Below are 23,373 nucleotides of genomic sequence, written 5' to 3'. Positions count from 1 at the left end.
ATGCGGCACGATAGACTCCCGCTTTCGCGGGAGTGACGGGGAAAGGAGCTTTTCCCTGCCGTCATTCCCGCGCGGGCGGGAATCCAGTCCTGCGTGCCGCAGGTAAAAGCGGGGCCCGGAACCCCGGACCCCGCCCATCACTCAATCAGGCCCTAGCTCGAAGCCGCCACCGGATAAAACGCCTTGATCGCATAGGTCATCGCGACGTTGCGTGGACGGGTTTCGGCGCCAACTCGGGCATTTGGCGAGCCAGCACTGTCAAATGCCAACCCGGACACCAAACCACTATGGGTGCCCACGGCAGCTCTACCATTGTTATTAGCCTCGGCCTCACTGAACGCCCCATCAAATGACGCAAACGGTGCAAACATACCGCCGTCAGTGCCGTAGCCTAACGCACGAGCCGTAATGCGCTGCATCTGATCAAGCTGATCAGATGCAAACACACGATCCACATCGACACCACGCCCAGCATCAAAGCCACGAATGAATTCCCCACGAAGGTCCGGCAGGTTAAAGGTGGCAATCTGGTCACCATCCCCCCAAACCGTGCCAATCGCGGCATAAAGATCGGCATAATCGGTCCGCGAAACCGCCGAACCGTCACAAACCAGCCAGCCTTCCGGCGGGGTCGGCATGGCAAGAGCTGCGATCACACCGATCTCGGTGCCACCGGATGCACCACCATTCTGTCCCAGATAGCGGGCATCCAGCGCCTGAAGAAGCTGGGTTTTGTCATCGCAATTGGGCGTAATGCCTGCTGCCTGAATAACGTGAAGGACTTCGCAATCCACCGGGGTTGAACCCAACATAGACATTCTCCTGTCATTTCAAAAAACAAAACCCCGGCAACCTGCGCTGCCGGGGCAATAGAAAAGTGCGTTATTCGAAAGGCAACACCCGATCAGGCAACCGGATAAAACGCCTTGATCGCATAGGTCATCGCGACGTTGCGTGGGCGGGTTTCAACTCCTCCAAATTCACCAGTCTCCCCTGCAGCAAAAGTACCCGAACCGGCAAGAGCCAGACGATAAGGATGTGTATCACCGTAGGTGTTTATGACACCGGTTTGCCCATTATTTGAATGAGAATGGGCTTTCGTTTCATCATCCTGATATGACGCGAACACACGATCCGCATCCACACCACGCCCGGCATCAAAACCACGAACAAACTCGCCGCGAAGATCCGGCAGGTTAAAGGTGGCAATCTGATCCCCATGGCCCCAGACGGTACCAATCGCGGCATAAAGATCGGCATAGTCGGTCCGCGAAACCGCCGAACCGTCACAGACCAGCCAGCCTTCCGGCGGGGTCGGCATGGCAAAGGCGGTGACAGAGCCGATTTCGGCACCGAAACCGCCACCATTGCCGCCATTACCACCCGAACCACCATTGGCAATCAGGGTATTGATCGCCTGCAAAAGCTGGGTGTCATCCTGCCGATCCGGCGCGATATTGGCCGCCAGAACAACGTTCAGAACTTCGCTGGCAACCGGTGTATTACACTGCATGGATATTCTCCGTTTCAGTCAAAAGAAAACCCGGCAGCGGGATGCAGCCGGGTCGAGGGAATTGGGTTTGAAACCGTAAAATCAGACCTTGATGATGTAGTTCAGCACCACGAAAGGCTGCATGTTGTTGTGCGGCTGGCCGCCCCCGCGGATTGATCCTGAGGAACTGGAGGAAACCCCGGCATTATTACCAGCCTGACCAATACCACCATCAATATGACCATCGTGTTCGGGCATCTCATCAACAGTAAGCTGGTGGGTTTCAGCCCCCGCCATCGCCCCCAGAACCCGATCACTCAGATCAACACCCTGACCGGCACCAATCGCCGCACGGCCACGCAAATCCGGTAGCTTGAAGCTGCCCGGTGCTTCGCCTTCGCCATAAACCGTGCCGATCACGGCAAACAGATCGGCATGTTCACTCGCGAAAAGTTCGGCACCATCGCACAGCATGAAACCATCCGGTGCCGTCGCACCGGCAAAGGGCAGCACCGTGCCAAGCGGTGTCGCACCACCGCCACCACCATTGCCGCCACCCGAAATCAGCGTATTGATCGCCTGCAAAAGCTGCGTCTTGTCATCGCAATCCGGCCAGATACCCGCCGCCTGGATAACGTTAAGCACTTCGCATTCGACCGGTTTGGAACCCTGCATGGGCATTCTCCTGTGTTGGACATAAAAAAAACCCGACAGCATTTGCTGTCGGGGTCGGTAGAAGCCTAGATGGTTCACATCTGAACCAAAACAAAAAAGCCCGGCTCAGTGGCCGGGCTGCTCGAATTCGTCTATTTGGACTATTCGCTAATGAGTTGTTTCCAATCCGAAGCGGACAGCCATAGCCTCATCCAATCTGTCAAAAGGTACAATCGTTCCAGCGAGTTCAAGAAGCCCTAATCGATCTGTTCTCCAGCTATCAGTCTCGTCATAGACCAACAGAGACTCAGCCTTGATCTCCGAATTTTCTCTCACATCGATATGAGCAACTACACGTGAACTTATAGAGGTTAAGTCAGGAACAACTGTATCCAGAATAATCAATCGATTGTTTCTGCTCTCAAATACATGCTCAAACTTATGAGCCGTATGCTTTCCTGAGATGGTGCGATCTCGTTCGAATTTAAGCAAATCTTTCTCGCGAACGAAATCGGCAACTGCAATCTTCAAATCTCGATGATGCTGTGGCTTCATACGGAATGTTTCTGTATTAACCGCTTCCTGAACGGCGTTGGCAACCAGCACAACTGCTGCTGATATTTCAGCGGCAGAAGTCTTCAGATAAAGTTCCCCCTTTTGAGAAACATTCACTCCGAATTTGGACGCATAGCCTTTAAAGCGCCTGGACGGAAACTTTTCAACCGCTCCAAGGTTTTCTATTTCTGTCATTGCCAAACCACAGTCAGAAACAACCACATCGTTTAAACCGCCGCTTACAAGAACTTGTACAATTTCACCTGTTGCAAGCAAGCAAGTGGTATCAACAAGCGTTCCATGTTCGACGGGACGCGCCTTAACAATTTCGGAGGAGATTTGCAAATATCTGTCTGTCATAGCAACGTCTCCCGCAACGGTGGTTCGGGAAGTTCCGAACTTGGAGAAGCGATCCCTACCATATCACAAAACCAATCGAAAGCGGTTCGGATATCTGTTGCCCTGTCATACCGAAGAGCTTCACGCAAACTTTTGGGAATTGCAGCCCGCCCTTCGGGCGAGTTCAGTTCCCAAGGATGATAATGATGCCCTCGAATCATATGAGGATGCGGTCTGTGGTTCATATGGGTTAGTTCTTTGCCGACATCAAGTCGAAACACCGGCGGCGGCACCATCAACATCATGCTATATTTAAGATATGGCGCTCCACTGCTATAGGTGATCTCTAAGTGTGTGCCACCTGTACCCCTGAATATCACCGGCCACTTCAAACGAAACTGATTGTCTTTTGAGCCTGCAATCCAAATCGGTGTACCGGACAAAGACTTGGTTGCACTCAGATAGTGAGCAACTTCATCGGCTCTCATACAATTAAGTCCTTGATCATGCTTTCATATGAGCAAGATAACATCCGTATGATCGCAACCCAAAACCAAAATGCAACCAAGAGTACAATGTAATTGTTTGATCAGTCCGTATTCGAACTGCCAATCGCCGTCATATCGCGGACATCAACGCCCAAAGCCCCCGAACTTGCCACGACGAACAGCCCGCCGGACATGGTGGCATCGCGGTTGGTATTGGCGATGATGATGTCACCAACCCGCAGCATGTCGCGGGCATCGGCAAAATAGCCCGCCGTATCAACATCGGCGGCGAAATCCGGGGTGATGTAATGCCAAAGCGTAAAGCCGTTGGCATAGGCCAGAACACTGAGGTTTCTGGCTTTAAAACCTTCTGCCATTTTGGTCTCCGTTATCTGTATGAAAAATCTTCAAAAGCCACGCTCTGTCGCGGCTTATTCCTTGGCCCGGATGCAGCTCACCCCGGCATCATCAACAAGCACCGCACCCTGGCTCATGGAATTGTTGACGAAATGCGCCGCATGATCGCCGTGCCAGGTAATGTCGGACTGCACATCGGCCCCGATCGCATGGCCAATCGCCGTTCTGTGATACCAGAAGCACGACCGGATGCCGTCCGCCACCGGAAGCCCCGAATGCGGCATCCACAGCGTGCCAAGCCACCGTTTGGCCTGCGTTCCCTTCCACGGAAGGTCATCATCGCCGACATAATCGGCATTGGAAAATTCGTTGATCTGCAAAAGCTGCGACCATTGTTTCCAGCCGACAATCGCATAACGCTGCCCGTCATCGGGCACATCGCGGTTGCCCATGCCCTCAAACGCCGCCATCACCTTGCCAAGGGTCAGGCCCGTATCATTGTGATCAATAAGCTCCTCGCCGCTTGCCAGCGCATTGATGATCAGCTCATCGGTCTTGCGACCCAGCGCATAGGCCCCGGCATTGGCCAGAACCATCTTTTCATCGTGATTGGTCTTGAGCTCATCAAGCGCATCGACCCAGTCACCGGCATAATAATCGCGAAGGTCACAGCGCACTGCCTCATGTTCGGCATTCATCACCGGCACCTTGCCGTGGCGTGCCTTGGTGGTCGCCGTGCCCTTGCCGACTTTCTGAAAAACCGTGCTGGCCCCCTTCACGCTGTTTTTGACCCGCACCGTATTACGAAGCTTTGATCCCATCCGCTGATAGGCCTGATGCACATCGGCCTGGAAATGATCCACAAAGCTTTTATCAATCGTGACACTCATCGGTTTATATCCTTCTGCCCATAAACAATTTTAAGACCGCAACGCGCGATGCAGCATCCCGAAGCGGCAGCAAATCAGGCAATTCCGCCTTATTTGCACCCCGAACCGGTCATCTTGCGGTCATGGTTGAGTGGTCTTGTGTTTCGGCTCGAACCCCCATCGCCACGGGGGATCGAACATCTGTCCGGTTTGGCCGGACCTGTTGCAAAATTGATGATCTGGAGTTTGCGTTGCGCGCAAAACTGTTTGCCACCATCGCCCTGATCGGGATTGGGGCAGCGGGTTATACCCTGCTGCCCTATACCCCCGTTCCCGGCTATTTCAACGATTTCACCAGCCGGGTTTCGTCCCTTGCCGGGTTTGGCGCGGAAAATATCCGCGACCGGGTTCTGCCCGATCTCGAAGCCGAACTGTCCAACGCCGATCTTGCGATTGGCGCACCGGTTTTCGTGCGCGTCTTCAATGCGGATCGCGATGTCGAAATCTGGCTCAAGGCAAACAACCGTTACCGCATGTTTACCCGCTATAATTTCTGCGACGCCGATGCCATCACGCGCGCCAGCGACGCGAACAGCAGCACAACCGATGCCGCTACCGCCACCGTCGGCAATGCCGCCGAACTTGGCGTTTACCATGTCACGCGCGACGACCTTTCGCCGAGCAGCCCCCATCACCTCGAAATCGCCCTGACCCCGCTCACATCAGGCAGCCCCGAAGAAATGGCAGAACAGGCCCAAACCGCCCGCCCCGCCCTTCGCGGCAATTGCGAGGGCACGGGCGGTATTGCCCTTGAAAACAGCGATATCGAACCGGTCTATATGCTGATCGATACGGCCCTTCGCGCCGGGCAGGCACAGGTACCCGTCCACGTCTTTGAAAAACGCCAGAACATGGATGATGCCGTGACCCTCACCGAAGACGCCTTTGCCAGCGTCCCGGCACCGGGGCTTTATGACGTGTATGCCGCGTTCGAGCGCACCCGCATTCCCCCCGAAGTCCACAAAACCGATGGCCGCTATCAGGTGAACTAGGAAATGCCATGCAGGCGGTCAAAACCTGCCTGCACCTCGGCGACAATCCCCGGATCACGGTCGCGCCAGTATCGCGGATCATTCATTTTGGCCCGGATATCTTGGCGCAAATCGCCTGTCCCGTCCGCGCCTGACCCCGACGCCAGTCCCTGCTCCGCCCGGCCGCTCATCAACCGATGAATGCTGCGCACCCCGTCTGCCGTTTGGCACAGAACCTCAAACGCCGCCTCGGGCAGGTTCTCGCGCCCCCATTTCTCAATCCGCGGTGCCAACCGTTTCCAGTTTTCCGCCCCGCCAAATTCCGCCGCCAATGCCGCCCGATCCGTGGCACGTTTGCCTGCGCCCTCAACCTCGCCGATTAACGGCCCGATCACCTCGGCCGCCAGATCATAAACAAGCTGCGCCTGTGCGCCGGTAAATCCCGCCGCATGCAACCGCGCATTTACCGCCGGATCAACCGCGCCCAGCACCTCATCAACCGCAATCTCGTATCCGTCGGGCGTTTCGGGAATGCTGGCGGGGTCAAGGGCCGCGATGGCTTCACCGGCCTCAACCTCATCTTCTGGCAGGACACCAGCATCGGAAACCACATCCTCCGCGCCACTTTCCAAATCTTCCAACGCCTCAGGCACGCCACCCGCCGCATCAGCCGGGCGCAACAGATTACCCTCTGCTCCATGCCCGGCTTCTGGCCGCGTCAGGTTCTGCTCAATCGTCATGCTGCACTCTCCCCTCTCCGCGCAGCCGCTTCGCTGCCGGATTGCTGTTCATAAAGTTACGGTTTTCCTGATTAACGGTACGCGCGGCACCAAGTCTGGATTCCCGCGTTCGCGGGAATGACGGTTGAAGAGAATGATACCGCCCCAACCTCTCCCGTCACCACACCCACCCCGTCACTCCCGCGAACGCGGGAGTCCATCGGGCTGCATGCGCCAAACTGGCACCAAACACACCAAAGGATCACCTCATCCCCTGTCCGAACCACCCCCATCTACGCTGCCCATTGCAAGCCGCGCCATCTGCAAAACCAGCGCCCGCTGCCCTTCCCGCATCCAGATCGCCCGATCCGGGCTTTGCGGGCCAAGCGCGGTTTTGATGATGCTGCGTTCAAGCTCCGCCAGAACCTTCTGCCCCGCGTGCGTGCCAAAGCATTGCTGCCAATGCACCCGATCCGCTTCATCCGTTTCGTCGGCGGCTGCCACCCCCTCAAACCAGTCCCAGCCACTCATACCGCATCCTCCATAACGCCCGCCTCAAGTGATGCCTCAACCGGCAAAACCGGCATCATCGGCCTGAGCAAATGGTCCGGCACGCCAAACTGATCGGCAAGCCAGCGGACCATGTGCGGCATATCGACCTCGCCCAGCGCCTCCGGCCCCAGCGTCGCGATGCGTGACAGCCAATCCATCGCCTGCCCGGCCTGTACGCGTTTGGGCAACTGGGCCAATGGCGCGCTATGGCGCAACTGCACGACATCGCCATCAAGCGGCATATCGGGAAGCTCGCCGCGCCGCACCAGAATATGGATCGCCCGCCTAATCAGCGGATAAAGCAGTTCCGCCTGCAACCTGCCATAAGTCGCCCCCAGCAACCGGGCATTTTCCGATGCGCGTTCGAGAACCTCGGTCGCGGTCATGCCCGGCTGGTCACTTTGCCCCAGCCGGTCGGCCAACAGGCACCGCCGGATGCGATCACGCAGATCCGACAGCACCAGATCGGAAACATCAAACCGCCCCGGCGCATCAAGCGGCGTTAACCCCGCCGATCCAACCGCCTTGGGGATGATGCTTCCGGGCACCAGCCGGATCGCCGCCGGGTTCAAAACCCCGTCATCATCGGCCTGCCAGATGCCGGTCACCGCGATGGATGCGTTTTTAAGCACCAGCTCGACCACCTTGTTCGCCGTCTTGATATCCGGCAGCGCCTTCATCACCGGCGACCTGCCATAAACCTCGCCCGGTGCCTTCATCCACCGAAACGCGATATAGGGCGACACCTCAAAACGGTCCCGATGGATCACCCCATCTTCGCCGGCCAGACCACCAGAAACCTGCCCGCCATCCTCAAAAAACACGCAAAGCTGATAACCGCCAAACGCCCCCGGATTGGGCAGAACCGCCTCGACCACCGCGTATCGTCTCGGGCTCTGCCCCTCATCCCGATCCCTATCGGGCAACCGCGCCTCTGGCCATTGCCTTGCAATCTCGTCCCGGCTCAGCGACAGCTTGCGAAACACCGCATCCATTCTGCCGTCACTGCGTTCCTCGAACGCCAGTTCACGCAGCGGCACCGCGCCAAACCGGAACGCCGACGGGCTTAAAAAATCATCCGCTTCAAGCCGAAGGCACGCCGTCCCCGCCGTCACCAGATCGAGAAACGCCTGATGCATCTCGACCGCGAAATTGGATCGGTCAAAATGCCCCTGCAAAATGCTTGCGGCCCGCGCCAGCCGCGCGGTCAGAATGTCCCGATCCGCATCCGCCACATTGCCGCCCGGCTCAAATGCGAACCAGCCACCACTCGGCGGGGTGATTTCCGCCATCAGGCTTGCCGCAAGCTGCTCGACCGCATCGGGGGCCGTGGCATCAAACACCCGATCAAATTTCTTTTCCCCGCCAGATACCCCGCCGGATGCTCCCGGTTGCTCGCTTGCCCCGTTGCGCTGCGGCAGGGCGAATTCGTAACATTCCTGCCAATGCCGGACCCAGCCCTGCTTCTGCCCGACCGCCGCCCGGAACCGGGCCCGCAAATCGGCAATCGCAATCCCGCCGGCTTTGGCCCCGGTCCCGGCATTGCTGCCTGTCCCGGCACCAGCACCAGCACCTGCTCCAAGACGGCCGACCGGCTCCTTCGCCATCCGGCCAAATGTCGCCGCCCTCTGGTCTGCTCCCGACGGCCTGGCATCACCCGGATTGGCATCACCCGGATTGGCATCACCCTGCCCGGTCGCATTCCGACCGGCAGCACGCTGCGCTCCATCGGGGAGCCCCCGATCAGACGTCGCATGCTTTGCCGCCAAACCCACCTTCCGGGCCGGACGGACCGGGCGCGCTTTGCGGTTCTGCCGTTCTGTCATCGCCTAATCCCCCAAAAGATTTTTGCCACCCGCCGCACGGTCGATCCGGTCTGACAACAGGCCACGAACCCCCGTACCGATCAGACCGGCCCGGCCATAGCGTCGCCGCTCCAGCGCCTCGGACCGCGCCCGTCGTGCCGCTTCTGCCGCACTTTCCCCGTCATCGACGGACGCCGGGTTTGCGGACGGGCTGGTGGCAATTGGTGGTGGCGCGGATGGTTTTGGTGTCGAAAACAGACTACCCATGATGCCCCTTTACCTCCTTCTGCACCCGCCCCGAACGGGGCAAAACAAAACACCCCAAACCGGGGCCCAAAAAACAAACAGCCCCAAACCGGGGCTAAAAAAAACAAACGCCCTTAAACGGGCTTGGAAACAAAAACGCCCGCAACGCGATAAAGCGATGCGGGCGCAATTGTGGTGTTGACTTCTCCCTTATGGCACAAGAAAAAGAACAAATCAAGAACATTTTTCAGAAAAAAACACTCTCCCACGATAACCCTTTGTTTCCGCACGTTTTATCGCGCAAAAAAGTTGATGCGGTGTCACGATCCAGAACCCGGAAATGCCCAGCAACCGCTTGACGAACTCGACACAGGTAAACGCGCCCAACCGCACCCGCCTTGGCACTTCCGCCGGATAACTGACCCAGACGCAATCAAATCCGCGCGCCCGGTAATGGGCTTCGGGATCGAACAGAACCGAATATTGCCAGACATCGCACGCCACCCGGTGGCTTTGCGGATCAAGGCAGATCCACTCCCCGGCACGTCCGCCCGACATCAGCACGAAACAATGCCGGAAACCGGGTTTCAGCCACCGCAAAAGCCGCTTTTCGGGTGCATCGGCAAACACGACAAGCACATCGCGCATCACCGGTTCAGTTGGCGAATTTACCGGCTGTTTCGGCACAGAATCCGCCTGAGCACCCGCTTGGATATCGGGCCGGATCGCCTCTCGGGTCAAAGTCTGCATGGCGGCAATTCTCCCGTCATTTTAATCATCCTTTCGGGATGGTGAAAGGCATCCTCGGCCCCCGGCAGGACGATATCGCGCGCAATCAACGCATCCTGCAAGGCCGCCATCGCATCGCACCAAAGATCATATTTCGGCTTTTCACGACCATCACGCGGATCGGGCGTGCGTTCCACCAGCCCGTAATATTCGATCACCTGCAAATGCCGGTCATCCAGCACATTTTCGCGCCGGAGCCGCATGACCGCGTTATAGATATCATCCGGGTCGCACGGCCGCACAACGTCACTGGCATCCGCCACCACACGCGCCCCTTCGATCCGTGACGCCTGGCACCGCACAAACCAGAACCAGGCCTGCATGGCGCTGGAAAACGGGGTCGTCACGCGGTCCGCGATCGGCTTGGGAAAAAGTCTCTGTTCACTCATTTCGCCCTCCTGCTGAACTGCCTGTCTCGCATCAACACCTCCGAAAACGCGTGCAATTATCCCCTTTCGCGCCTCAAAGAAGCCCAAAGCCAATTGCCTGCCGGATATGTAAAGATGGCCAACGTGATACGTGCAAAACCCGGCTTATATGCCGCTTTCCGCCATTCTGACCGCATCAAAGCTATTTCCGGATGCACTTCCGGTGTTGATCCACAAGCTATAATCCCTTTTTGTTCTCATTGTAAAGGATTAATTTCCTATTATTCGAACGACCGCAAAAATCCTCGACTTGCGGGCCAGCGGATGAATAATGGCCTGTGAAATATCCGCAACCAGACGAGAGACTCCCATGAGTTGGGCCAGCATCAAAATGACGCAACAGGAAGCAATGGGAACATCGACCGATTTTGTCGATGCGTTTGAAAAGCTTTTCATTGCCGCCAAAAAACCACGTGATGCCGCCCTTTTCTGCTCCCGCGAACTGGGGCCGGATGATGCGTTTTTCCTCTCCCCCGGCGCGCAGAAAATTGCCACGTCCCTGCTCGCACTCCGCCCGGCCACAAAATGCAAGGCCCCATCGAAAAAGGATGTGATCCTGCTGGCAGGCCACGATGACGGGATTGCACTTCTGCGCTAATCACCGCCCGGCCCCTTTCATCACAAAACCCTTCCTGAACTGTCTTCATGGACGCCCCATCGGGCAATTTTCCATCACCGGTCGATGCAATCCACTGCATGCCGATCCACTGACAGTCAGGAGTCTCCCATGGCAAATGCACCCGCCCCGCGTTACGAGCTTTACAAGGACAAGAAAGGCGAATGGCGCTGGACCTATATCGCGCGCAACGGCCTTAAAATCGCCATGAGCAGCGAGGGCTACAAAGCCAAATCCGACTGCATCCACAGCATCGATCTGCTGAAATCTTCCAAGGATGTCCCGGTGCATGAAGCCGATGCATGAAAACGGCGCATGACGCCACCGCCTGCCCCCAAAACCCCGGCATGCATTGCCGGGGTTGATAACCTTTTCAATCATATGGCGATATCGGTTCAACTTTCGGATATGCAAGGAATTTGTTCCTTTTCGGCCGCCCCGTCATCCTGCTAGGATACCGTATGATCCGGCAAGAACAGATATGGGGCGCACTCGACAAGATCGCCGAAGATAACGGGCTGACCCCCTCCGGGCTGGCCCGCCTGGCGCAGCTTGACCCCACCACATTCAACCGGTCCAAACGCACGACAAATCAGGGCAAACCCCGCTGGCCCTCGACCGAAAGCATTTCAAAGGTGCTCTCGGTGGCCAATGTCACCTTTCAGGAATTCGCCCAGCTTGTCGATGGCAACGGGGCCGGGCGCGTGCCGGTCATCGGCTTTGCCCAGGCCGGGAATCGCGGCTTTTTTGATGATGCCGGTTATCCGGTCGGCGGCGCGTGGGAAGACATCACCTTTCCCGCCCTGCATGATCCGACCGCCTACGGGCTTCGGATTTCGGGGGATTCCATGGCCCCGGTCTTTCGCGATGGTGATCTGATCGTCGTCTCCCCGGCATCAAACATCCGCCCGCAGGACCGCGTGGTTGTCAAAACCACATCGGGCGAAGTCATGGCCAAGGAACTGGTGCGCCGCGGGGCGATGGGGGTGGAACTGAAATCGCTGAACCCGGCCTATGAGGACCGCTATGTCGAAGCCCGCGACATTGACTGGATCGCGCGCGTCCTTTGGGTCAGCCAATAGAACAACCATCACCTTTTTGCATTCTCCTCAAATGGGGATAGTGCGTTAAGAATTTTGCGTGATAATCGTCCCTAAACATTGGGATCGGGGTCTTCATTTTTGCGCCCGACTTCCCATCTGATCAGAAGCGCCCAACCCCGGGAAGGAACGAATTTGCGTTTGGCCCCTGTGCACATCATCCGCTTTGTGGCGATTGCGCTAACCTATTTCGTTTTTGGCTATGCCGGGTTGCAATTCCCCTTCTATGGCAGCAGCGTCACCCTGATCTGGGCGCCTTCCGGGATTGCGCTGGGGTCTTTGATTGCATGGGGATGGCGTTATTTTCCCGCCGTGTTTGCAGGTGCGCTTCTGGTGAACCTGACGACGGCGGCACCGGTTGAAACCGCCATTCTGATTGCAATCGGCAACACCCTGGCCGCGACGCTTTCCGCGATACTGATCGCCCGGATATCTGGCCGCTCCCCGCTTTTGACCGCGCGCGGGATTTTCAGCCTGATCATGATCGGCGGGCTTGGCGGCCCGGCGCTTGCCGCACTTTGCGGTACGACAAGCCTCAGCCTGACGGCAATTGGCAATTTTGACCAGTTCGCCACCATCTGGCGGGGCTGGTGGCTTGGTGATCTGGTCGGTGTAATGGTGATCGGGCCGCTGGTTTTGCGCCTGATCCATCAGAAATGGCGATCACACGGCTTTGCATATTACGGCGAACTGGCCTTTGTCTGTGTCGCCACCACCATCGTGTCCTCGGTCGTCCAGACAACCCCGCTGATCGCCAAACCGGAATATCTGTTCATCTTTGTCTCCCTTCCCTTTGTTCTGTGGGGGGCGGTGCGGTTCGGGTTGCTGGGCGCGGCATTGGTCAATGCCTTTATCGTCGTTGATATCGTTGTTTTTGCCGCCTTGGGCGAAAGCACCTTTATCCACACCTCAAACATGAATATCGGCCTTGAAAATCTTTACAGCTATGTGATTGCGGTTTCGGTCGGGACATTGTTGCTCGGTACGGGCATCGAAAAAATCAATGTCATCACCATGCGCACCCGCGATGGCCGGATTTCAAGCGACATCCATCGTCTGCGTCGCAATCTGGCCCTGATTGTCGGCCTGACCGGTTTTTCGATATCGGGGCTGGCGGCATGGTACACATTCGGTCAGATCGATCACGCCGTTGACGTCCAGACGGAACAGTACCGCCGCGCCTTCGAAGCATCCCTTCGCGAAGAACTGGGCCGCGCCACCGACAGCCTGATTGCCGTGCGCACCCTGTTTGATGTCCATGGCGATGTGTCGTTTCATACCTTCAACGCCATGATCGGCCCGTGGGTCGAACGCAGACCGGGTGTCGCAGCACTGGAATGGGTCCCCTATATCGAACGCCGTGCACGCGGTCTGATCGAGGAAAATGCCTCCCTCCGGGGTGTTGAAAATTTTGAAATTCGCAATCTGATCGATGGCGACATGCGACGCTCCCCGGAACGCGATGAATATTTCCCGGTTTTTTACGTTTTTCCGCAGTCCGGCAATGAAAATGTCGTCGGGTTCGATCTGGCAAGCGATGAAATCCGCAACCAGGCCCTGCAAACCGCCATCCGCACCGGAAACATTACCCTGACCGAACCGATCCGGATGCGGCAGTCCGCCACCGCCGAAATCACGGCACTGGCCTTTTTAAATGTCCCGAACCGGCGCAATCCCGGCAAGGCGCCGCTTGGCCTTGCGGTTGGCGTGCTGCGTCTGACCAATATGATCACGCGTGCCGCCCGCATTGCCCGCCTGCCATCGGATTTTGAAATCCATCTGGCGGATATGGATGCCCCCGAAGGCCATCAACTGATCTATTCCAATCGACGCCCGGAATATGCGATCACCCATATCGTCAAGGAAATCACCTCCGGCTATAACCCCAAGGTATCGACCTTTACCTTTGGCTTCCGCGACTGGACGATTGTCCTGCACGGGCCCGAAGCCCGCCTGAACGGGCTTTTATACTGGCAGCCATGGGCGATCTTTGTATTTGGTGCCACCATCAGCATCCTTCTGATGGTCTATCTGCGGTCCCTGACCCGCACCGAAAAACGGATTGTCGATCTGGTCTATCAGCGCACCAGCGAACTTGATAACGCCCGTCAGGAAGCCGAAAACGCCATGAATCAGGCGCAGCAGGCCGACCGCGCAAAATCCGAATTCATCGCCCATATGAGCCACGAATTCAGGTCCCCAATGACCTCGATCCTCGGCTACGCCCAGCTGGCACGCGATGCCATCGACAAAAACGAACCGTCCGAAACCATCCGAAGCTATCTTTCGACCATCAATGGGGCCGGGCGTCATGTCTTGTCCCTGATCGGCGATGTTCTTGATCTCTCAAAGATCGAAGCAGGCAAACTGGTCCTTGAAGAAGTGCCAACCGACATCCACGCGATTTGCGAAGAAGTCGTTTCCATGATGATGGTCCCGGCACGCAATCAGGATAACCGCCTGCATCTTGATATCCCGGCCGACATGCCGCGCTGGGTGATCGGCGATCCGGTCCGCATCAAGCAGGTCCTGACCAATTTGGTTTCCAACGCAATCAAATTCACCAGATCCGGCAGTATCCATGTTGTCGTAACCCGGCAGGAAACCGCCAACGGTCGCATGGCGTTCCGCATCTCTGTCCGTGACGAGGGGATCGGCATCCCGGTCGATAAGGTCCGCTCGGTCTTCGAAGCCTTCACACAGGTCGATACATCAACAACCCGCCGTTTTGGCGGAACCGGCCTTGGCCTTGCCATCTGTCAGAAAATGATCCTGGCGATGGGCGGCACGATTGATGTCGAAAGCATCGAGGGCAAGGGCAGCACCTTCTGGTTTGACCTCGACCTGCCGCTGACAGACGCGCCAAAACTTGGCAGCGAAGCCGAAGACGACCGTCAGCTTGGCCTTGCCGATCCGGACAAACCGCGCGTCATGGGACGGAAGCTTCTTCTGGTCGAGGATATCCAGATCAACCGTATTCTCGCCCAGAAACTGCTTGAACAGCAGGGCCATGAAATCGTCACCGCCGCCAACGGGCAGGAAGCCCTTGACCAACTGCTTGAACATGATTTTGACGCGGTCTTGATGGATGTGCATATGCCCGTCATGGACGGGATCGAAGCCACCCGCCAGATCCGCGAATTTGCCGACCCGATCAAGGCAACCATCCCGGTTCTGGCCCTGACCGCAGATACATCAAGCGACAATCTGGCAGAATTTCGCGCGGCCGGCATGGATGCGCACTGCACCAAGCCGCTCGATATCAAGGCCATCAATCACGAACTCTCCCGCCTTGATTACCGCATGCTCACAGAACGCAAACAGCAACTGACCGGCACCGGGGACTAAACCCGGCACCGGTCAGCATGCATTCAATATCGTGCCATCAGGCGTGATCAGCCCCGATACGAAAGCCCGATCATATCCGCCAGATGTTTGGCGACATTGGGCCCCGCGGCCAATATCGGCCCACCATCTTCAAGCACGTTGGGCAGATCAAGAAAATCATTGCACCAGCCCCCCGCCTCACGCATCAGGACAATCCCCGCCATGCAATCCCACGGATTGATATGCGGCTCGTAATAGCCGATCAAACGCCCGGCACTGGCATAGGCCATCATCAACGCACACGACCCGTTGCGGATGAACATGCCTTCCTCGTCAAGCAACTGGCCGATCACCGGCACGATCGAACTGCTTGGCAGACGATGCGACATGCCGATCCCCATGACACCATCACTGACAAGTTTGGCATCGCTGGCCTTGACCGGCTCGCCATTGACACGTGCGCCATCCCCGATCACCGCGCTGAAAAGCTCCCCATTGCAGGGATGGTAAATCAGGCCGATGACCGCTTCCTTGCCGATCATAAGGGCAACCGAAATGCACCAGGTCGGCATCTGATTGACAAAACAGGCCGTGCCATCAATCGGATCAATCACCCAAAGGCAGTCATTATCACCCTTCTCGATGCCCATTTCTTCGCCCAGGAACCCGTCCTCGGGAAAGGCATCGCCGATCCGGTCGCGGATGATCGCCTCGACGTTTTTATCCGCAATGCTGACCATATCAAGCGCGTTGGTTTTGGTTTCAATCGCAAGGTCGGCGGCGTCGCCTTCGTAATATTCCATGGCGCGTTTGCCCGCTTCGCGGATCACGTCGCGCGCATGTTCAAACCGTGCTTCGATATCAATTCCCGAAAATGTCTTTTCCACTTTGTCCCTGCCTGAAACAGTTTTGCGATTGATCCGTTATTGCCCCGAAACCACGGCCATGCCGCGTTCGGAAAAGCCGATGGCAACCTGTTCACCGGCGATGATCGGTGTATCGATCCGATGATCGATCACAAACAGCTCGCCAATCGGGGTTTCCACAGAATACTGCATCTGACTACCAAGATAGGCTGCATGCGTAATGTGACCTTTTAGCGACGTTTCAATGACATGTGCATCGCCCGCAATCGCCGCCAATCCGGTCAGTTGCACCGCATCGGGTCGCACCGCCACCCGAACCGGTCCCTTTGCCTGCCCGCGATGACGCAGATTGCAGTGCGCGCCCCCGATATCGACGCGGGCGTGATTGCCATCAATGCTGATGATTTCCCCGTCAACCAGATTGGCATCACCGATAAAGTCGGCGATAAATTCCGATTGCGGCTGTTCATATAATTCGCGTGGCGTGCCCTGCTGCGCGATCACCGCCCGGTTCATCACGATGATCCGGTCCGACACCGCCAATGCTTCTTCCTGATCATGGGTCACATAAACCGCGGTCAGGCCAAGTTTTTGCTGCAAATCGCGGATTTCGGTCCGCACATGACGGCGAAGCTTGGCATCAAGGTTCGATAACGGCTCGTCCAGCAACAGAACTTCAGGCTCCAGCACCAGCGCACGCGCCACCGCCACCCTTTGCTGCTGCCCGCCCGAAAGCTCGGACGGCAGGCGACTGCCATATCCGCCCAAGCCCACAAGGTTAAGCCCTTCCTCGGCCTTTTCCCTGGCCTCGGCCTTGGCAACGCCGGTGACACTCAGCCCATAAGCAACGTTTTCCGCCACCGTCATATGCGGAAACAGCGCATAGGACTGAAACACCATACTGACATCACGGTCCGTCGCCGGAAGCTGTGTGACATCCTTGCCCCCGATCAGGATCTTGCCCGTTGTCGCATGTTCCAGCCCGGCAATCATGCGCAATGTCGTGGTTTTGCCACAGCCGCTTGGCCCCAGAAGGGTCACAAGTTCGCCCGGATGGATGGTGAAAGATACATTGTCGATCGCGGTAACCGCCCCATGACCATAGGTCTTGGTGACATTGTCGAATACGACCGAACCCGCACGCGTTTTCAGTTTCATGAATGCTTCTCTCTCAGATTTCCTGTCGATGTCTTGTCCGGTGTTGCCTCAACCCGGTCCTCGCGGCGCAGACGCCGTTGCCCGATCAGGCCGTTCACAACAAGGATCGCGCTCAGCATGACAAGGATCAGAACACTGCAATAGGCAATCGCAACGCCGTATCGCCCGTTTTCCACAAGCCCGATAATATAGGATGTCGCCATATTGTGATCCGCACTGACCAGAAAGATCACCGCACTGACCGAGGTAATGGCACGCACAAAGCTGTAAACCAGTGCGGCAACAATCGCCGGGCGCAGAAGCGGCAGGATCACACGCCGGAACGTGGTAAAGCTGTTGGCCCCAAGCGTCAGGGACGCTTCATCAAGGCTTTTATCAAGCTGGCTCATGGCCGCAATCCCGCCGCGCACCCCCACCGGCATATTGCGGAAGATAAAGCAGATCACAAGGATCACACCCGTGCCGGTCAATTCGAACGGCGGCACGTTAAACGCCAGAATATAACTGACACCGATCACCGTACCGGGAATGGCAAAGCTTAACATCGTACCAAATTCAAAGGCACTTTTGCCCCGGAAGTTCTGCCGCACCAGCAGATAGGCCGTCGTCAGACCAACCGCTGCGGTCAAGGGTGCGGCAATCGCCGAGATGTTCAACGTGGTCCAGAAACTGTCCCATGCCGCCCCGGCCCAGACGATGCCATGCTCGCCCCAGCCAATGCCAAAAGCATCGCTATAGTTATCGAACGTTAGGCTGTTATCAAAGCCCCAGCGTTTGACAAAGCTGCCATAGAAAATCATGCCATACAGCACGACCGTAAAGATCGCCCACGGAATGGCGGTGAAGTAGCACGCCAAACGCATACCGGGATTAAGCCCGACATGCGCCCCGTTATCGGCCTTGCCCGATACCGTGGCATAGGATTTTTTGCCGAGCCAGAACCGCTGTGCGGCGAAGGCAGAAAGTGTGAAGAACAGCAATATCATCGCAAGGACGGCAGCCCGCCCGGCATCGTTTTGTGCGCCGACAATGGCAAAGAATATCTCGGTCGACAGCACTTCGTAATTGCCACCCAGAACCATCGGGTTACCGAAATCGGCCATGCTTTCGATAAAGGCCAGCAGAAAGGCATTGGCCAAACCGGGGCGCATCAAGGGCAGCGACACATTGACAAACGTTTTCCAACGTCCGGCCCGCAAGGTTTGCGATGCCTCTTCCATCGACGGGCTGACACCCTCGACCACACCGATCAGCACCAGAAAAGAAATCGGGGTGAAGGACAGGGTCTGTGCCAGCCAGATTCCAGGGAGGCCATAAAGCCAGCGCCCTGCCTCCACCCCGAGCAGATCAGCAAAGAACTGCGTTACAGCCCCCGATCTGCCAAAAAGAAGGATCAATGCCAAACCGATCACGAAAGGCGGGGTAATGATCGGCAACACCGTCAAAACCCGCAGCGGCTTTTTGAACCGGAACCCGGTCCGCGTCACCACAAGCGCAAATGAAAGCCCAAGCAGCGTGGTCGAAACAGCGGTCAGAACCGCCAGAAACGCCGTATTCCACGCAACCCCGCAAACACCCCCGGCAAGGCAGCCCAGCCCCCAGATGCTGTCATCAAGGAAATTGCGGATAAAGGCCACGCCCGAAAGGTTGCCATCAATATCGACAAACGATCCGATGAAAATGCGCGCGACCGGAAAGAAGACAAACAACCCGACAAGCGCAATAACCGTCCCGATGGCGGAAGTAACAAACACATCGCCCCGCATCGCCCCCGCTGCGGCAAGACCGGTGCAAAGCATCACAAGCAGGCTGGCCGCAACAAACATCGCGCCATAGCCAAGCCCGTATTGCCGGACGTCAAGCGGACCAAACATCGCCTCAAGCCAGCCAAATCCCCAGCCGGAAATGCCGACAAAAAAGCCCTGCCCCACCAGATAGATCAAACCGCCAAGCCCGCATGAAATCAGGATACGGGCATAATGCGGATGATCCCGCCCGGCCCGCACCAGCGCCAATGGCACCAGCAGAAACGCCGCAACCGGTAAAAGCCAGAATTTTTGATGAAGGGTCGTTTGCAGGATCGCAGGCGAATAATCGCCATACATCGGATAGCCGTCATACAGCCATTCCAGGGTCCAGAACCCGTATTCCTGCTGATACCAGGGTAAAATTGCAAAACCGATCCAGCCGATCACCAGCCAGAACCAAAGCATCCGGTTCACGAAACTCTCCTGCACGCCGAATTGGGAAGTCTGGTTCTGCCCGCCCGATAATCACACCGAACGGACAGAACCGTTAAGGCAGATCGCGCTTATTGCGGCGCGGTTTTGACTTCGTCATCCCAACGCGACAGAAGATGACGGCGGGTTTCCGCATCCCCGTATTTCGCGAAGTCATAATCGATCAGTTTCAATTCACTCAGACGCGGTGCTCCATCGGGAATTTTTGACTCTTTGTTGGACGGCACCTGATAGCTGTGCGCGTCTTCGGCAATAGACTGGGTCCGCGGGCTAAGTGCGAATTCATACCAGATTTTCGCATTTTCAAGGTTACGCGCACCTTTGATAATGCTCATGGAACCCACTTCGTAACCGGTCCCCTCGCACGGCGACACCACGGTCAGGTTCGCCCCCTGTTTGATCTGGGCGACCATGTCATGCATGAAGGTGATGCCGATTGTGGTTTCACCAACGGCTGCGGCCTTGATCGGGGCGGAACCCGATTTGGTGTACTGGTTGACGTTCTTGTGCATTTCTTTAAGCAGATCGAAGGCTTTTTCTTCGCCAAAAATCTGCACAAGCGTCGCAAGTGCGGTATAGGACGTGCCCGATGAATTCGGGTTCGCCATCTGGATTTCGCCCTTATAGGCCGGGTCTTTCAGATCTTCCCAGCATTTCGGCGCCGGAAGGCCCTTTTTCGTCAGAAGATCATTGTTGTAACCAATGCCGAGTGCACCGGCATAAACCCCGACCGTCCGATTGCCGGAATTTTTCGCCTGCCGCACGGCCCAGTCATTCAGGTTGCCAAGTTGCGGGGATTCATATTCTTCCGTCAGGCCTTCGGCGGCAGCCTGAAGATGGGGGTCGCCGGTCCCGGCCCACCATACATCCAGTTTCGGATTGGCAGCTTCGGCGCGAACCTGCGCATAAGCCTCGCCCGAACTTTTGCGAACCATCGATACATCGATGTCATGTTCCAGCTCGAACGCGGTTTCCATCATCTCGCACCATTCATTATCGGCCGAGCAGATGACATTAAGCCGACCGGCCGCATTGGCCGAACCGGCGGTCGCAACAGCCAAAAGGCCTGAAATCGCGACAGTCGCAAAAAGAGAATTTCTGATCGTCATTTGGGTTTCCTCCCGGTTCGCATTTCGTTGAATGCACACGTGTGCATTACCATTGCGCAAATCACGTGCTGGAATGATTTAATCATAAATTCCATCAAATGACAGAAAAATTCTATTTGGAGCCCAAAAACTCTCACCATCAACGGGTAACCATCTGTTTTTAAATGTAAAAATTTCATGCCCACAAACCGCCATCGCAAAACCATACGCTGCCCTCAGCAAGGCCTCCGACTTAAAACTTAACGCACACGTGTGCGCAAAACCCGCAGAAACATCGCGAGTCAGCCGTTTTGCATCAGAAATCGAAGAAAAATAGGCCAGAAATCCGTGAAAAAGACCGGCTCAGGCCGTCCGGCGACGCGTCATTTCCACCGGCAGGATCAGCCGCTGATCCGTCAGGGCATCGCCCCGGATGCGCTGGCGCAGCCGATCCACCGTCATTTCGGCCAGCTTCGTCGCACTTTGGCACACAGTGGTCAATTGATACGCCCCCTGCCGGGCCGCAGCAATATCGTCAAACCCGACCACGGCAATATCTTCGGGGATGCGCAGGCCCAGTTCAAACCGGGCCGCGTCCAGAAGACCCAACGCGATATGGTCCTTGGCACAGAAAATCGCGTTTGGTGCGGTTTCCGGCGTTGCCAGGAATTTAAGCGCGGCATTAAAGCCACCATCATAATCGGCACTGTCGCAGACCAGCGGGGTAAAGCTGACATCCCCGTTCGCAAGGCGCGGAGCAAGGCGCGAAACGAATGTTTCGCCCCGCACATTGCCGCTGAATGTACCACCCTTGACATTGAGGAACCCGAACCGGGTTTTACCGGTTTCAAGCAACAGGTCGGCGGCCATTTCACCGCCGCGCACATTATCGCAATTGATAACATCCGCGCCCTCAAGCCGCCCGGCGCGATTGACCAGAACGACGGGGACACTGCGTTTCAGGAAATGCACACCCACCTCGGGCGGCGGGCTTCCCGATGTCACGACCACCCCGGCCACCTGATATTGCAACAGATGCATCATCGATGTGCCCATCTGGGCGGGATCTGATACATCAATCACCAACGGACGATAACCGGACTGCTGAATTGCAAGGATCAGTTTATCAAGGAATTCAACGCGGAACGGATCGGAAAGCCCCGATGTCACCAATCCGATCAGATCGCTTTTGCGCGTATTCATCGACCGGGCGATTTTATTGACGTGATAACCAAGCCGGTTGGCGGTTTCCTGTACCCGCAGGCGGGTCGCATCCGATATCCGCCGGTCGCCTGATAAACACCGCGAAACGGTGGACCGCGAAACACCGGCTTCGCGCGCAACATCGGCCGAGGTCACGATATGCTGCAAATCGCGGCCTGGTTCGGTCCCGTCACCATTTGCAGGCGTGTGTTTCCCCTCGGTCATGCGCGCAATTTCCCTCTTTACGCCATCTGGCCGTGCCTGTTTTCAGTCTTGCAGCACGGCCACACACATATCACAGGCCTTCCGGTCCGCCAACGCACACGTGTGCATGATGCGGGATATTTCACAGAACCGTCATTTATCGCAACTTCCTTAAAAACGGCACCGAAACGGCATTTACCCTGTCAGTTTTCTTTGACCATGATCGCGCAAAGCCCCTATTCTGGATGCCTTGCATCGCCCCGCGATATGCAAACGCCACCCGAAATTCGATCAGGAGCAAGAAGAATGGGTCACGCCACCACCGCAAATACCACCCCCGTCACCACATGGACCTGGTACAAAGGCGAATGGCACGAAGGCAACCCGCATATTATCGGGCCGCAGACCCACGGCATGTGGATGGCCTCCACGGTCTTTGACGGCGCGCGCCGCATCAATGGCAAAATGCCCGATCTTGTGCCCCATTGCGCCCGTGTGCTGCGTTCGGCCGAACTGATGGGTCTTGCCCCGCAGATCACCACCGATGAAATCGTCGCCCTCGTCCGCGAAGGCGTTCAGAAATTCGATCCGGCGCTGGCACTTTATATCAAACCGATTGTCTATGGCGGCGAAGGCTTCCTTGCCCCGACACCAGAAAGCGCGCAATTCGTGCTGTGCATTTCGGTATCCGACCTGCCCGATGCCATCAAGACCGGCTTTACCGCCCGGAAATCAAGCTTCCGCCGCCCCTCGCCCGAAAGTGCCCCGACCGAGGCCAAGGCATCCTGCCTGTATCCCAATGTCGGCCGCGCCGTGGCAGAGGCCACCAAAGACGGTTTTGATACCGGCGTAATGCTCGATCCTCTCGGCAATGTCGCGGAATTTTCCTATGCCAACCTGTTCTACGCCAAGGATGGCAAGGTCTTTACCCCCGTGATCAACGGCACGTTCTTAAACGGCCTGACCCGCCAACGCGTGATCAGGCTGCTCCGCGAAGACGGCGTAGACGTCACCGAAAAAACCGTGACCTACAGCGAACTTGAAAATGCCGACGAAATCTTTGGCACCGGCAATTATTACAAGGTCGCACCTTGCGTCAAACTCGACGACCGCAACCTGCAACCCGGCCCGATAACCAAACGCGCACAGGAACTTTACTGGGCGTTTGCCGAGCAGAGCTAAAGCCTCGCGAACAGCCGAAAACGGAACGGGCCGGCATCCCCCCGGCCCGTTCCGCTTACCAAATC

The 23,373-nt window shown here is 56.9% G+C and carries 25 protein-coding genes; 7 read left to right on the top strand and 18 right to left on the bottom strand.

Going from position 1 to position 23,373, the window contains the following annotated elements; all coding sequences use genetic code 11:
- Positions 1-152 precede the first annotated feature (152 nt).
- The 7 genes from IT971_RS04440 to IT971_RS04410 form a co-directional block, all read right to left on the bottom strand.
- Positions 153-812: a phage tail protein gene (locus tag IT971_RS04440; RefSeq protein ID WP_063094227.1), complete on the bottom strand. Its 660-nt coding sequence runs from the start codon at positions 810-812 to the stop codon at positions 153-155.
- Positions 813-904: 92 nt separating this feature from the next.
- The gene (locus IT971_RS04435) at positions 905-1,513 is read right to left on the bottom strand and encodes a tail fiber protein (RefSeq protein ID WP_063094229.1); all 609 of its coding nucleotides are present in this window, start codon (positions 1,511-1,513) and stop codon (positions 905-907) included.
- A gap of 81 nt (positions 1,514-1,594) precedes the next feature.
- Positions 1,595-2,167, bottom strand: coding sequence for a phage tail protein (locus IT971_RS04430; protein ID WP_063094231.1), 573 nt, complete (start codon positions 2,165-2,167; stop codon positions 1,595-1,597).
- Positions 2,168-2,314: 147 nt separating this feature from the next.
- Entirely contained in the window at positions 2,315-3,061 is a 747-nt protein-coding gene (locus IT971_RS04425) for a hypothetical protein (RefSeq protein ID WP_063094233.1), read from the bottom strand.
- Positions 3,058-3,528, bottom strand: a complete 471-nt coding sequence (locus IT971_RS04420) for a hypothetical protein (protein WP_139190006.1) — start codon at positions 3,526-3,528, stop codon at positions 3,058-3,060. Before IT971_RS04420 ends, IT971_RS04425 begins: the two co-directional genes overlap by 4 nt.
- 101 nt (positions 3,529-3,629) lie before the next feature.
- Positions 3,630-3,905: a hypothetical protein gene (locus IT971_RS04415; RefSeq protein WP_037991859.1), complete on the bottom strand. Its 276-nt coding sequence runs from the start codon at positions 3,903-3,905 to the stop codon at positions 3,630-3,632.
- Between the two features lie 54 nt (positions 3,906-3,959).
- Positions 3,960-4,775 (bottom strand): phage capsid protein, encoded by an 816-nt coding sequence (locus IT971_RS04410; protein ID WP_037991857.1) that lies wholly within the window; start codon positions 4,773-4,775, stop codon positions 3,960-3,962.
- A gap of 230 nt (positions 4,776-5,005) precedes the next feature.
- Here IT971_RS04410 and IT971_RS04405 point away from each other — a divergent pair, with 230 nt between their 5' ends.
- The gene (locus IT971_RS04405; RefSeq protein ID WP_063094235.1) at positions 5,006-5,806 is read left to right on the top strand and encodes a hypothetical protein; all 801 of its coding nucleotides are present in this window, start codon (positions 5,006-5,008) and stop codon (positions 5,804-5,806) included.
- Here the strand turns inward: IT971_RS04405 and IT971_RS04400 are convergent.
- From IT971_RS04400 to IT971_RS04375, 6 genes are all read right to left on the bottom strand, one after another.
- Positions 5,803-6,525, bottom strand: a complete 723-nt coding sequence (locus tag IT971_RS04400) for a hypothetical protein (RefSeq protein WP_063094237.1) — start codon at positions 6,523-6,525, stop codon at positions 5,803-5,805. The two genes, IT971_RS04405 and IT971_RS04400, sit on opposite strands and share 4 nt — an antisense overlap.
- A 246-nt stretch (positions 6,526-6,771) precedes the next feature.
- A complete protein-coding gene (locus tag IT971_RS04395; protein ID WP_063094239.1) occupies positions 6,772-7,035 on the bottom strand; it encodes a hypothetical protein in 264 nt (87 codons plus the stop codon).
- Positions 7,032-8,882 carry a portal protein gene (locus IT971_RS04390; RefSeq protein WP_063094241.1) on the bottom strand — a complete coding sequence of 617 codons (1,851 nt, stop codon included), beginning with the start codon at positions 8,880-8,882 and terminating at the stop codon, positions 7,032-7,034. Before IT971_RS04390 ends, IT971_RS04395 begins: the two co-directional genes overlap by 4 nt.
- A gap of 3 nt (positions 8,883-8,885) precedes the next feature.
- Positions 8,886-9,128, bottom strand: coding sequence for a hypothetical protein (locus IT971_RS04385; protein WP_063094243.1), 243 nt, complete (start codon positions 9,126-9,128; stop codon positions 8,886-8,888).
- A 213-nt stretch (positions 9,129-9,341) separates the two neighbouring features.
- Positions 9,342-9,857, bottom strand: a complete 516-nt coding sequence (locus IT971_RS04380) for a hypothetical protein (RefSeq protein WP_063094245.1) — start codon at positions 9,855-9,857, stop codon at positions 9,342-9,344.
- Positions 9,845-10,285: a hypothetical protein gene (locus IT971_RS04375; RefSeq protein WP_063094247.1), complete on the bottom strand. Its 441-nt coding sequence runs from the start codon at positions 10,283-10,285 to the stop codon at positions 9,845-9,847. Before IT971_RS04375 ends, IT971_RS04380 begins: the two co-directional genes overlap by 13 nt.
- Positions 10,286-10,399: 114 nt before the next feature.
- Between IT971_RS04375 and IT971_RS04370 the strand changes: the two genes are divergently transcribed.
- The 5 genes from IT971_RS04370 to IT971_RS04350 all read left to right on the top strand — a co-directional run bounded on the left by IT971_RS04370 (position 10,400) and on the right by IT971_RS04350 (position 15,388).
- A complete protein-coding gene (locus tag IT971_RS04370) occupies positions 10,400-10,606 on the top strand; it encodes a hypothetical protein (RefSeq protein ID WP_139190005.1) in 207 nt (68 codons plus the stop codon).
- 28 nt (positions 10,607-10,634) lie between these two features.
- A complete protein-coding gene (locus tag IT971_RS04365) occupies positions 10,635-10,922 on the top strand; it encodes a hypothetical protein (protein WP_007090432.1) in 288 nt (95 codons plus the stop codon).
- A 129-nt stretch (positions 10,923-11,051) separates the two neighbouring features.
- Positions 11,052-11,246, top strand: coding sequence for a DUF1508 domain-containing protein (locus IT971_RS04360; RefSeq protein WP_063094249.1), 195 nt, complete (start codon positions 11,052-11,054; stop codon positions 11,244-11,246).
- Positions 11,247-11,401: 155 nt separating this feature from the next.
- Positions 11,402-12,022 (top strand): helix-turn-helix transcriptional regulator, encoded by a 621-nt coding sequence (locus IT971_RS04355; protein ID WP_007090434.1) that lies wholly within the window; start codon positions 11,402-11,404, stop codon positions 12,020-12,022.
- 153 nt (positions 12,023-12,175) lie between these two features.
- Positions 12,176-15,388 carry an ATP-binding protein gene (locus tag IT971_RS04350; RefSeq protein WP_223305018.1) on the top strand — a complete coding sequence of 1,071 codons (3,213 nt, stop codon included), beginning with the start codon at positions 12,176-12,178 and terminating at the stop codon, positions 15,386-15,388.
- A 47-nt stretch (positions 15,389-15,435) separates the two neighbouring features.
- On the opposite strand, the gene IT971_RS04345 is transcribed toward IT971_RS04350, so the two are convergent.
- The 5 genes from IT971_RS04345 to IT971_RS04325 all read right to left on the bottom strand — a co-directional run bounded on the left by IT971_RS04345 (position 15,436) and on the right by IT971_RS04325 (position 22,147).
- The gene (locus tag IT971_RS04345; RefSeq protein WP_007090436.1) at positions 15,436-16,254 is read right to left on the bottom strand and encodes an inositol monophosphatase; all 819 of its coding nucleotides are present in this window, start codon (positions 16,252-16,254) and stop codon (positions 15,436-15,438) included.
- A gap of 36 nt (positions 16,255-16,290) precedes the next feature.
- A complete protein-coding gene (locus IT971_RS04340) occupies positions 16,291-17,391 on the bottom strand; it encodes an ABC transporter ATP-binding protein (protein WP_063094251.1) in 1,101 nt (366 codons plus the stop codon).
- Entirely contained in the window at positions 17,388-19,604 is a 2,217-nt protein-coding gene (locus IT971_RS04335) for an iron ABC transporter permease (RefSeq protein WP_063094253.1), read from the bottom strand. The genes IT971_RS04340 and IT971_RS04335 overlap by 4 nt, the downstream gene beginning before the upstream one ends.
- Positions 19,605-19,702: 98 nt before the next feature.
- Positions 19,703-20,740, bottom strand: a complete 1,038-nt coding sequence (locus IT971_RS04330; protein ID WP_007090439.1) for an ABC transporter substrate-binding protein — start codon at positions 20,738-20,740, stop codon at positions 19,703-19,705.
- Positions 20,741-21,082: 342 nt separating this feature from the next.
- Complete coding sequence (locus tag IT971_RS04325) at positions 21,083-22,147, bottom strand: LacI family DNA-binding transcriptional regulator (RefSeq protein ID WP_063094257.1); 1,065 nt, start codon at positions 22,145-22,147, stop codon at positions 21,083-21,085.
- 285 nt (positions 22,148-22,432) lie between these two features.
- Between IT971_RS04325 and IT971_RS04320 the strand changes: the two genes are divergently transcribed.
- On the top strand, positions 22,433-23,308 hold the full coding sequence (locus tag IT971_RS04320; protein ID WP_063094259.1) for a branched-chain amino acid aminotransferase: 876 nt from the start codon (positions 22,433-22,435) through the stop codon (positions 23,306-23,308).
- The last annotated feature ends 65 nt before the right edge of the window (positions 23,309-23,373 follow it).

The sequence above is a fragment of the Thalassospira sp. B30-1 genome, from assembly GCF_015767575.1.
Lineage (GTDB): Bacteria > Pseudomonadota > Alphaproteobacteria > Rhodospirillales > Thalassospiraceae > Thalassospira > Thalassospira xiamenensis.
This window is presented reverse-complemented; position numbering and strand designations above follow the sequence as displayed.

Coding starts and splice junctions, on each gene's coding strand:
- IT971_RS04410 (WP_037991857.1), bottom strand. CDS start 4,775: ATGAGTGTCACGATTGATAAAAGCTTTGTGGATCATTTCCAGGCCGAT.
- IT971_RS04420 (WP_139190006.1), bottom strand. CDS start 3,528: ATGAGAGCCGATGAAGTTGCTCACTATCTGAGTGCAACCAAGTCTTTG.
- IT971_RS04380 (WP_063094245.1), bottom strand. CDS start 9,857: ATGCAGACTTTGACCCGAGAGGCGATCCGGCCCGATATCCAAGCGGGT.
- IT971_RS04330 (WP_007090439.1), bottom strand. CDS start 20,740: ATGACGATCAGAAATTCTCTTTTTGCGACTGTCGCGATTTCAGGCCTT.
- IT971_RS04335 (WP_063094253.1), bottom strand. CDS start 19,604: ATGCTTTGGTTCTGGCTGGTGATCGGCTGGATCGGTTTTGCAATTTTA.
- IT971_RS04430 (WP_063094231.1), bottom strand. CDS start 2,167: ATGCAGGGTTCCAAACCGGTCGAATGCGAAGTGCTTAACGTTATCCAG.
- IT971_RS04440 (WP_063094227.1), bottom strand. CDS start 812: ATGTTGGGTTCAACCCCGGTGGATTGCGAAGTCCTTCACGTTATTCAG.
- IT971_RS04395 (WP_063094239.1), bottom strand. CDS start 7,035: ATGAGTGGCTGGGACTGGTTTGAGGGGGTGGCAGCCGCCGACGAAACG.
- IT971_RS04385 (WP_063094243.1), bottom strand. CDS start 9,128: ATGGGTAGTCTGTTTTCGACACCAAAACCATCCGCGCCACCACCAATT.
- IT971_RS04360 (WP_063094249.1), top strand. CDS start 11,052: ATGGCAAATGCACCCGCCCCGCGTTACGAGCTTTACAAGGACAAGAAA.
- IT971_RS04355 (WP_007090434.1), top strand. CDS start 11,402: ATGATCCGGCAAGAACAGATATGGGGCGCACTCGACAAGATCGCCGAA.
- IT971_RS04435 (WP_063094229.1), bottom strand. CDS start 1,513: ATGCAGTGTAATACACCGGTTGCCAGCGAAGTTCTGAACGTTGTTCTG.
- IT971_RS04425 (WP_063094233.1), bottom strand. CDS start 3,061: ATGACAGACAGATATTTGCAAATCTCCTCCGAAATTGTTAAGGCGCGT.
- IT971_RS04375 (WP_063094247.1), bottom strand. CDS start 10,285: ATGAGTGAACAGAGACTTTTTCCCAAGCCGATCGCGGACCGCGTGACG.
- IT971_RS04340 (WP_063094251.1), bottom strand. CDS start 17,391: ATGAAACTGAAAACGCGTGCGGGTTCGGTCGTATTCGACAATGTCACC.
- IT971_RS04365 (WP_007090432.1), top strand. CDS start 10,635: ATGAGTTGGGCCAGCATCAAAATGACGCAACAGGAAGCAATGGGAACA.
- IT971_RS04370 (WP_139190005.1), top strand. CDS start 10,400: ATGGCCAACGTGATACGTGCAAAACCCGGCTTATATGCCGCTTTCCGC.
- IT971_RS04325 (WP_063094257.1), bottom strand. CDS start 22,147: ATGACCGAGGGGAAACACACGCCTGCAAATGGTGACGGGACCGAACCA.
- IT971_RS04400 (WP_063094237.1), bottom strand. CDS start 6,525: ATGACGATTGAGCAGAACCTGACGCGGCCAGAAGCCGGGCATGGAGCA.
- IT971_RS04415 (WP_037991859.1), bottom strand. CDS start 3,905: ATGGCAGAAGGTTTTAAAGCCAGAAACCTCAGTGTTCTGGCCTATGCC.
- IT971_RS04390 (WP_063094241.1), bottom strand. CDS start 8,882: ATGACAGAACGGCAGAACCGCAAAGCGCGCCCGGTCCGTCCGGCCCGG.
- IT971_RS04320 (WP_063094259.1), top strand. CDS start 22,433: ATGGGTCACGCCACCACCGCAAATACCACCCCCGTCACCACATGGACC.